Genomic DNA, 996 nt, shown 5'->3' on the forward strand with positions numbered 1-996 from the left:
GCCGAGCGCGCCAAGATCGGTTACGACCGGGCGAACACCAGCTTCATGCAGCGGCTGCCGTTCATCCGCTCGCAGCACCGCACCTATCTGCCGCTGATGCCGCTGGCGATCGAGCAGTTCGACCTGTCCGGCTACGATCTCGTGCTGTCGTCGAGCTACGCGGTGGCCAAGGGCGTCCTGGTCGGGCCCGACCAGATCCACATCTCCTACGTCCACTCGCCGATGCGCTATGCCTGGGACCTCCAGCACAGCTATCTGCGCGAGAGCGGCTACGGCCGGCTGAAGAGCGCCGTCGCCCGCATGGTGCTGCACCGCATGCGCCTGTGGGACACCCGCACGGCGAGCGGCCCGGACGCCATGATCGCCAACTCGGCCTTCGTGGCGCGGCGCATCCGCCGCGTCTACGGCCGCACCGCCAAGGTGATCTATCCGCCCGTCACAATCGGCAAGCTGCGGCCGGACGTGCCGCGCGGCACCCACTTCCTGGCCGCGAGCCGGCTGGTCCCCTACAAGAACATCGAGGCGGTGGTGCGTGCCTTCGCCGAGCTGCCCGACCTCGAGCTGACGGTCGCCGGCGCCGGTCCAGAGGGCAAGCGGCTGCGCGAGATCGCCACGCCGAACGTGTCGTTCGCCGGCTTCGTCAGCGACGAGGAGCTGCGCCGCCTGATGGCGACGGCGCGCGCCTTCGTGTTCGCCGCCGAGGAGGACTTCGGCATCATCATGGTCGAGGCGCTCTCGGAGGGCACGCCGGTGCTGGCGCTCGGCCGCGGCGGCGCCCGCGAGATCGTGTCCGCCTCGGTGCCGAACCGCTCGGGCATGTTCTTCCTCACGCCGACGCCGGACGACATCGCCGATTGCGTGCGCGCCTTCGTGGCGCAGGAGCACACCTTCTCGCGCACGACCTGCCGCCAGCAGGCGCAGCGGTTCTCGGCCGAGCGATTCCGGGCCGAGTTCTCGTCCTTCGTCGAGAAGGAGATGGAGATGGCGCGGCGCGCC

General features: G+C 70.2%; 1 protein-coding gene. It reads left to right on the forward strand.

Annotated elements, in window-relative coordinates:
* The coding region (locus tag ABTU92_RS28905) for a glycosyltransferase (RefSeq protein WP_408095011.1) at window positions 1–996 on the forward strand (996 nt) is incomplete at both ends.

The sequence above is a fragment of the Rhodoplanes sp. SY1 genome (assembly GCF_046000175.1).
Lineage (GTDB): Bacteria > Pseudomonadota > Alphaproteobacteria > Rhizobiales > Xanthobacteraceae > Rhodoplanes.